We start from the raw sequence: 7,377 nt of genomic DNA, 5'->3' as shown, positions 1-7,377 counted from the left end.
CTTTGTTCACCGCGCCGTAGACGAACTCCTCGTAGGCTTCCGTGCTCATCTCGGCGAGTTGCGCGCTGCCGGGCGACGGGTACTGCGTGAGACACCAGCGCGACGAGAGGATTTCCTGCTGTATCGGCTGATACGCCTGATTGTACGCCGCGTGCGTTTCGGCGTCCACGTCGCTCATGTCCGAGGCGTTCTCGTGCGCTCGAACGTGGACGATGGCGTCCGCGGCCTCGAAGAGCGCCCGCTCGTGTTCGGGGGTTTCGAGGTCGTCCGGGTCGATGGCGCGAAGGAAGGCCGCCCGCTTTCTGTCTCGCCGACCCGCGGTGACGAGCGGAAACGCACCGCGTTCCCCGAGGAGTTTGGAGAGCGCAACCGCGAGGTCGTCCGCGACCGTCGGTGCGCGAACGACGACAGTATCGCCCGCTTCGACGTCGATGGAATGGTCAACTATCGTCTCGGCGTGGTCCCGAATTCGTTGGTCCATGGTGGAAAATTTTGCTGATACTGGGAACCACTTTCGATGTAATTTCTCCGGGAGCACCCTGCTCCTACCCTCGACTATTTGTCCGCCGGTGCGAAAGGAGCGCACATGCTAGACCTTCGGAGCGACACGGTAACGAAACCGAGCGAAGCGATGCGGGACGCGGCCACCGACGCCGACGTGGGCGACGACGTGTACGGCGAGGACCCGACCGTAAACGAACTGGAATCCGTCGCCGCGGAGCTGATGGGGATGGAAGCGGCCCTCTACGTTCCGACCGGGACGATGGGCAACCAGATAGCGGCGCGCGTCCACACCGAGCGCGGACAGGAGGTGCTGGTCGAGCGCGAGAGCCACATCTACAAGTGGGAACTCGGCGGACTGGCCCAGCACTCGGCGCTTCAGGTGCGAACGCTGGACGGCGGCGACCGCGGGATTCCGACGCCGGAACAGGTCCGTGACGGCTACGTCGAGGAGGACGCTCACCGACCCGGAACCGGGCTGTTGACGCTCGAAAACACGCACAACAGTAAGGGCGGCGTCGCCATCGCCCCCGAGAAGATAGACGCCGCGGCGGAAGCGGCCCACGACCTCGGCCTTCCGGTCCATCTCGACGGTGCGCGCGTGTGCAACGCGGCGGTCGCGCTCGACGTCTCGCCGTCTCGCATCACCGAGAACGTCGATTCCGTGATGTTCTGTCTCTCGAAGGGGTTGGGTGCGCCGGTGGGGTCGGTTCTCGCCGGTGACGAGGAGTTCATCGCTCGCGCACGACGCGTGCGGAAGTTGCTCGGCGGCGGCATGCGACAGGTAGGCGTGCTGGCCGGGCCGGGCCTGCTCGCGCTGGACAACGTGTCCCGACTCGAAGCGGACCACGAGAACGCCCGCGTTCTCGCGAAACTCCTCGCCGACGTGGACGGCCTCTCCGTCCAGTCGCCCGAGACGAACATCGTCCTCGTGAACACCGAAGACGCCGGACTCACCGCCGGAGAACTCCTCGACGCGTGCGAAGAACGCGGCGTTCTCGGGTCGGAATTCGGAACGCACGTCGTTCGGTTCTGCACCCACTGGGACGTGGACCGCGAGGATGTCGAAACCGCCGCAGAGCGGGTTCGAGACGCGCTCTAACTCGACGGGAGAGATTTACCGTCCGATTTGGGCGCCAGTGTACGCGAACGTCCGACTAGCTCTTGCTCGGAATCCTGTCGTCCCCGTTCGGCGGAATCGCGCTTATCCGAAACGTCGTCCTTCCTCGTCCTTCCGTACGAACGGGCGAAAGCGACGATGTGCAGTACTGTTTTCCGACCACTGTGTAGCGGCTATCTATCGAGCAACCAAGACGACGCCAATAACCGCGAACGCGATACCGGCGAATTTGGTCATCGTAACCTCGTCTCCGAGGGCGACCATACCGATGATGGCTGCGACGACGAAGTACATGGCACCGAGAGTTGAGACGACCGTCGTTGACCCCTGAGCTAATCCGAAGTACATCGAGATAAGGCCGATTCCGGTGAACAATCCGGCCATGCCAGCAAGCAACCCTCCTCTCGCGGTAATGGCGATGGATGCGTCTGAAACGAGGATGAATCCGAGTGCGAGGAGTCCCGCTGTGAGATACGAGATGGCGGCTGCAGTCCTGGGGTCGATGGATTCCGACGCGGCGTTACCCAAGACGATCCAGATTCCCCACGTCACCATCGTAATCAAGCCGAACAAAACGGCCGAATCCGCTTCGATGAATTCCATTGGTGAGCGTCTCGTGTCTCCCCCCTAAGTAATCTCGTCCTCGTAATCACAGATTATTAAGTACCCTCTGCTACAGCGGTATCCTCCTCGCCGTGAACGGCGTGGCTTGAGAACCGAGAAACAGCACGGCGGGCCAGCACGACAGCACGTTCGACGAACCAGCGGCGTCGTGACTTCGGCAGGGTATCGATTTCACCCCGCGCTACTCACTCGTCATGTTTCTCAGCAATGGTTTCGACAACGCCAAAATAGCGTATTATCTCGATGTCGGCTAGCGCTGCCCCTTCTGCACTCCTTCCTGAAACCCCGTCAGCGTTCGGCGGATGAACAGGTAGACGAAGAAGACGAAGCCGAGCATGATGACGAGAAGCGCGACGAATAGGGGGTCGTTGAGGAAGTTTTCGAAGATTCCGAGTGGTTCCATACCCAGTCTATCAGTCCACGAACCAAATTCGTTTCGCCGTTCTAGTGACAAAGTTGATTGACGAGCGGTTTCATACGGTCACTTATGGCTGATCTCTTGCCCTCCAGTTCCGACGTGGAACCCCCTTCGGGCGGCACTCCTCGGGTGCTCGGAGTGGACAGTGACGACGCCGACGATCTACTCGGGGCGCTCTCGTCCGAAACCGCACGCAGTCTTCTCTCCGAACTTCACGACCAACCGGCGACCGCTTCCGAACTGAGCGACCGCGCCGACACTTCGCTTCAGAACGCCCAGTACCACCTGAAGAAGTTGGAAGATGCGGACCTTATCTCCTCCGTCGATACCATCTACTCCGAAAAGGGCCGGGAAATGAAAGTGTACGCGCCGACGGACGGCCCGCTCATCCTCTTCGCGGGCACGGAAGAGCAGACGACCGGACTGAAAGACGCGCTCTCCCGCGTCCTCGGCGTTGCCGTCCTGCTCGGTCTCGTCAGCGCCGCGATTCAGTACGCCGTCTCCGAAGGGCTGTTACAAATCGGCAAGAGGGCCGCGGAAACGGCATCCGGCGGCGGGCAAATGGGGACGTTTTCGACCGAATCGACGGCGGACGCCGCCGGAAATGTACTGGCGACGATTCCGCCGGGAGCGTTGTTTTTCGCGGGCGGTGCGCTCGTTCTCGCCCTCGGTGCGGCGGTATATTTCGTTCGAAATCGATAACTAAAACGCTCTTTTGAGCTTACCAAGGGTACATTATGTCCCTCCGCATAGGATGAAATGGAGCCGCCTTGCTTCGGCCCTCCACTGGTACGCCATCAACTTTCCAGCCCTCCAACGGGAATCTCCCCCATGATTTTCCCGTCCTGCCTGTAAATCCTCCCAGCGAAGCCCTTCTCCCTCGGCTCGAGTTCGATGTGTGTCGGATGGTTCCCCCGCGGCTGTGCGTGGCTCCCCGGATTCAACAGCAATACCTCGCCAGCGCGCTCGGCGAGGTGTCGGTGCGTGTGCCCGAACACGACCACGTCCGCCTCTCGCTCCCGGCCGAACAGGGACAGTGCCGTGCTGCCCCCTCGTTTCCGGTGCGTGAGAGCGAACCGAATCCCGTTTTCCTCGAACGTGCGCACCTCCGGAAGCCGGTCGGCGACCGCTTCGGTCGCGTTGTTGCCGCGAACCGCCACCAACCGCGAGCTTTCCGCTTCGAACGCGTCGAGCGCCGCCGCGGTCGTAAAGTCCCCCGCGTGGACGACGAGTTCGGCGTTTCGCACGGCGTCGAGCGTTCGTCCCGAAAGCTCGTGACCGGTCGTGCTGTGGGTGTCCGAAACGATGGTTATCATGCTCCGACGTTGGTAGCCCCTCGTTTTCCGTCTTACGTCGGGTCGCGCTCGATTCTCACGGGTCGGTTCCGCGGTGTCGTCGGACTTCCGTTCGGCCCTCCGTCGTAAGGACTTTGACACCTCCTCGCCGCTAGTGGCATAATGGCGAATAGCAAGTCCGTCGTGATTGCCGCCCTCGTCGCAAACGCGGCGATTGCCGTGATGAAGTTCGTCGGTTTCGTCCTCACCCAGAGTCCGGCCATGCTCTCCGAGACGTTTCACTCCATCTCCGACACCGGGAATCAGGTGTTCCTCCTCATCGGTATCTGGTTCGGCGGGCGGAAACCGACGCGCGCTCATCCGTTCGGCTACGGCAAGGCACAGTTCTTCTACAGCTTTCTGGTCAGCGTCCTCCTCTTCGGCATCGCCGGGTGGGAGAGCGCGAAACACGGGTACGAAGCCCTGCTCCACCACGAGACGGTCAGCGGTGAGGCGGTCCATTTCCTCGGACAAACGTTTCCGCCCGTCTACGTGAACTACGCGGTCCTCATCGGTGCTATCGTCTTCGAGAGCTACGCCTTCAGCAAGGCGTACCGCGCGACGAAACTCGAAATCGACCGCCGAAACTGGAGCGGATTCCGCGAGGCGTTCCACAAGACGAGCGACGTTTCGACGTTGACGGCGCTCACCGAGGACACGGTTTCCGTCAGCGGTGCCGGGTTCGCGCTGTTCGGCATCTGGCTGTCGCAAATCACCGGGAACCCGATTTACGACGCCGCCGCGGCGCTCCTCATCGGGCTTCTCCTGATGGGCTTCGCCGTCGCGCTCGCGTGGGAGAACAAGCGCCTCCTGCTCGGCGAAAGCCTGCCCAAGGAAGAGGAGGACCTCCTCCGGTCCAAGCTCGACGGCTGGGAGGGCGTCACCGAGATAATCGACTTCCGCACGGTCTACTTCGGCCCCAACCGCATCATCGTCACCGCCGACGTGGCGTTCGACCCGACGCTCGACACCGGCGAAATCGACGAACACATCACCAACATCGAAAACGAACTGTTCGAGACCAACGACAGCGTGAAGAAGGTGTACATCGAGCCGGAAGTGCAGGAGACGGCATCGGAATCGGTCGTCTAATCGCAGCACTCGAAACCGGTCCGCATCGGGTGCAAAACACGCGTTTCTCTCACGTAGGCAAGGGTTTTTGAACCAAGCCGCGAATATCCCGTATCGTGTCCACGACGAACGAGTACATGCGGTTCTTCCCGTACGATTCTCCCTACGAGAACCAACGGGAGGCGATGGACCGCATCTACAACGGATTGACGCGCGGGCAGGACGTGCTCTTCGAAGGCGCGTGCGGGACGGGCAAGACGCTCTCGTCGCTCGTCCCCGCGCTGGAGTTCGCGCGCGAGGAGGACAAGACGGTCGTCATCACGACCAACGTCCACCAGCAGATGCGCCAGTTCGTCACGGAGGCGCGCGAGATAACGCGAAAGGAACCGCTCCGCGCCGTCGTCTTCCGGGGGAAGGGGTCGATGTGCCACATCGACGTGGATTATCAGGAGTGTCAGGTGCTCCGGGACAACACCTACGAGGTCGTCGATAAAGAACGCGACAAACGGGAACTCGAACAGCGCCAGAGCGAACTGCTCTCCGATATGCAGGAGGGCGATTCGAACGCCGCCGAGGCGCGCAGCGCGGTGATGGACGAACTCGAACAGATTCAGGACGAGGTGGAGAATCTGAAGGAGAAGAACGTCTGTGAGTACTACTACAACAACCTCACGGGGAACACCGAGGAGTTCTATCAGTGGCTCTACGACGGCGTTCGGACGCCCGACGACATCTACGAGTACGCCGAGCAACAGCACATGTGCGGCTACGAACTGCTGAAGGACGGAATGGAGGGCGTAGATTTGGTCGTCTGCAACTATCACCACCTCCTCGACCCGATGATACGCGAGCAGTTCTTCCGGTGGTTGGGCCGCGACCCGGAGGACGTCATCACCATCTTCGACGAGGCGCACAACATCGAGGGAACGGCCCGCGACCACGCCTCGCGCACGCTGACCGAGAACACCATCGACAGCGCGCTGGACGAACTCCAGGAGAGCGACGACTTCCGGAGCGAGGCGGGATTCAACGTCCTCGCCGCGTTCCAGCGCGCGCTGAAAGCCACCTACGAGGATTCGTTCGGCTTCGGCGAGCGCGAAGCGGTCGGCGAGAACTGGCAGGACGTATCGGTTGCGAACGAGAACAAGCGCGACGACCTGACGCTGAACTTCCTGCAGGAGTACTCCGGGAAGGGAATCGACGCGGAGTTGGACGACGCGCTCTCGCTCGCCAAGGAACTCGACCAGAAGTACGAGGACGCCTACAAGGAGGGCGATGCGACGACGCGAAAGGAGTGCCAGACGTTGCAGGCCGCGGCGTTCGTCAAGTCCTACATGGACGAGGGGGCAGAACTCGGACAGTATCCGGTCGTCGCGGTGCGGCGCGACGAGGGAACCGACCAAGTGTACGGACGAGCGGAACTGTACACCTGCATCCCGCGCGAGGTGACGCAGGCCCTGTTCGACGAGGTGTACGCGACGGTGCTGATGAGCGCGACGCTTCGCCCGTTCGACGTGCTGTCGGACGTGCTGGGGCTCTCGGAACCCGTCACGCTGGCCTACGGACTCCAGTTCCCCGAAGAGAACCGTCGCACTTTCGCGGCCGAGACCCCGGCGTTGTTCGCCAGCGAGCGAAGCGACCCGGAGACGCAGGAGACCATCGCCGAGGCGTTGACCGACGCGGTTCGGTTCACCGCCGGGAACACGCTCGTCTTCTTCCCGAGTTACGCCGAGGCGGAGCGCTACCGCGACCTCGTTCGGAACCGCGTCGATGCGACCCTCTACTTCGACGAGGCCGGAACCCCCGTCGAGGAACTCCGCCAGCAGTTCACGTCGGACGGCAACGGCGTGCTCTTCACCTCGCTGTGGGGGACGTTGGCAGAGGGCGTCAGTTTCGACGGCGACGACGCGCGGACCGTCGTCGTGGTCGGCGTCCCGTACCCGCACCTGGACGACCGGATGGACGCGGTACAGGAGGCCTACGATACGGTGTTCGCGGACCGCTCCGGCCGGAATTCGGGCTGGGAGTACGCCGTGGAGATCCCGACGATTCGGAAGACTCGGCAGGCGCTCGGGCGGGTGATTCGCTCGCCCGAGGACTTCGGCGTTCGCATCCTCCTCGACAAACGCTACACCGAGAAGAGCGTCCGTGAGATGGGAAAGTACAGCGTTCGGGAGACGTTCCCCCCCGAGGAACGCGGGGAGACCATCGACATCGCGCCGGAAAAGCTCAAGTTCGCCATGCTGAACTTCTTCACGGACAAGGACGCGTGGGACGGCGACCCGCCGAAACCGCAGTAAAAACGGAAC

8 protein-coding genes are annotated in these 7,377 nt (G+C 62.2%); 4 read left to right on the top strand and 4 right to left on the bottom strand.

Annotated features, from left to right (window positions below; translation table 11 throughout):
• Positions 1-481 (bottom strand): aminopeptidase (locus OPC11_RS06000; protein WP_264781321.1); only part of this gene is annotated, 481 nt, incomplete at its 3' end.
• Positions 482-586: 105 nt separating this feature from the next.
• Between OPC11_RS06000 and OPC11_RS05995 the strand changes: the two genes are divergently transcribed.
• Positions 587-1,603, top strand: coding sequence for a low specificity L-threonine aldolase (locus tag OPC11_RS05995; RefSeq protein WP_264781320.1), 1,017 nt, complete (start codon positions 587-589; stop codon positions 1,601-1,603).
• Between the two features lie 195 nt (positions 1,604-1,798).
• Here OPC11_RS05995 and OPC11_RS05990 read toward each other — a convergent pair whose 3' ends face one another.
• Positions 1,799-2,224 carry a DMT family transporter gene (locus OPC11_RS05990; RefSeq protein WP_007976480.1) on the bottom strand — a complete coding sequence of 142 codons (426 nt, stop codon included), beginning with the start codon at positions 2,222-2,224 and terminating at the stop codon, positions 1,799-1,801.
• 271 nt (positions 2,225-2,495) lie between these two features.
• Positions 2,496-2,648 (bottom strand): hypothetical protein, encoded by a 153-nt coding sequence (locus tag OPC11_RS05985; protein ID WP_007976483.1) that lies wholly within the window; start codon positions 2,646-2,648, stop codon positions 2,496-2,498.
• Between the two features lie 84 nt (positions 2,649-2,732).
• Between OPC11_RS05985 and OPC11_RS05980 the strand changes: the two genes are divergently transcribed.
• Positions 2,733-3,365 (top strand): helix-turn-helix domain-containing protein, encoded by a 633-nt coding sequence (locus OPC11_RS05980; RefSeq protein ID WP_026177796.1) that lies wholly within the window; start codon positions 2,733-2,735, stop codon positions 3,363-3,365.
• A 95-nt stretch (positions 3,366-3,460) separates the two neighbouring features.
• Here OPC11_RS05980 and OPC11_RS05975 read toward each other — a convergent pair whose 3' ends face one another.
• Positions 3,461-3,979 carry a metallophosphoesterase gene (locus OPC11_RS05975; RefSeq protein WP_264781319.1) on the bottom strand — a complete coding sequence of 173 codons (519 nt, stop codon included), beginning with the start codon at positions 3,977-3,979 and terminating at the stop codon, positions 3,461-3,463.
• Between the two features lie 141 nt (positions 3,980-4,120).
• On the opposite strand from OPC11_RS05975, the gene OPC11_RS05970 reads away from it, so the two are divergent.
• Positions 4,121-5,089: a cation diffusion facilitator family transporter gene (locus OPC11_RS05970; protein ID WP_264781318.1), complete on the top strand. Its 969-nt coding sequence runs from the start codon at positions 4,121-4,123 to the stop codon at positions 5,087-5,089.
• A 92-nt stretch (positions 5,090-5,181) separates the two neighbouring features.
• A complete protein-coding gene (locus OPC11_RS05965) occupies positions 5,182-7,368 on the top strand; it encodes an ATP-dependent DNA helicase (protein WP_264781332.1) in 2,187 nt (728 codons plus the stop codon).
• The last annotated feature ends 9 nt before the right edge of the window (positions 7,369-7,377 follow it).

The sequence above is a fragment of the Haladaptatus sp. T7 genome (genome assembly GCF_026008575.1).
GTDB classification, from domain to species: Archaea; Halobacteriota; Halobacteria; order Halobacteriales; family Haladaptataceae; genus Haladaptatus; species Haladaptatus paucihalophilus.
This window is presented reverse-complemented; position numbering and strand designations above follow the sequence as displayed.

Excerpts from the sequence above, each read along its gene's own strand:
- OPC11_RS05995 (WP_264781320.1), top strand. The coding sequence starts at position 587 with ATGCTAGACCTTCGGAGCGACACGGTAACGAAACCGAGCGAAGCGATG.
- OPC11_RS05990 (WP_007976480.1), bottom strand. The coding sequence starts at position 2,224 with ATGGAATTCATCGAAGCGGATTCGGCCGTTTTGTTCGGCTTGATTACG.
- OPC11_RS05985 (WP_007976483.1), bottom strand. The coding sequence starts at position 2,648 with ATGGAACCACTCGGAATCTTCGAAAACTTCCTCAACGACCCCCTATTC.
- OPC11_RS05980 (WP_026177796.1), top strand. The coding sequence starts at position 2,733 with ATGGCTGATCTCTTGCCCTCCAGTTCCGACGTGGAACCCCCTTCGGGC.
- OPC11_RS05975 (WP_264781319.1), bottom strand. The coding sequence starts at position 3,979 with ATGATAACCATCGTTTCGGACACCCACAGCACGACCGGTCACGAGCTT.
- OPC11_RS05970 (WP_264781318.1), top strand. The coding sequence starts at position 4,121 with ATGGCGAATAGCAAGTCCGTCGTGATTGCCGCCCTCGTCGCAAACGCG.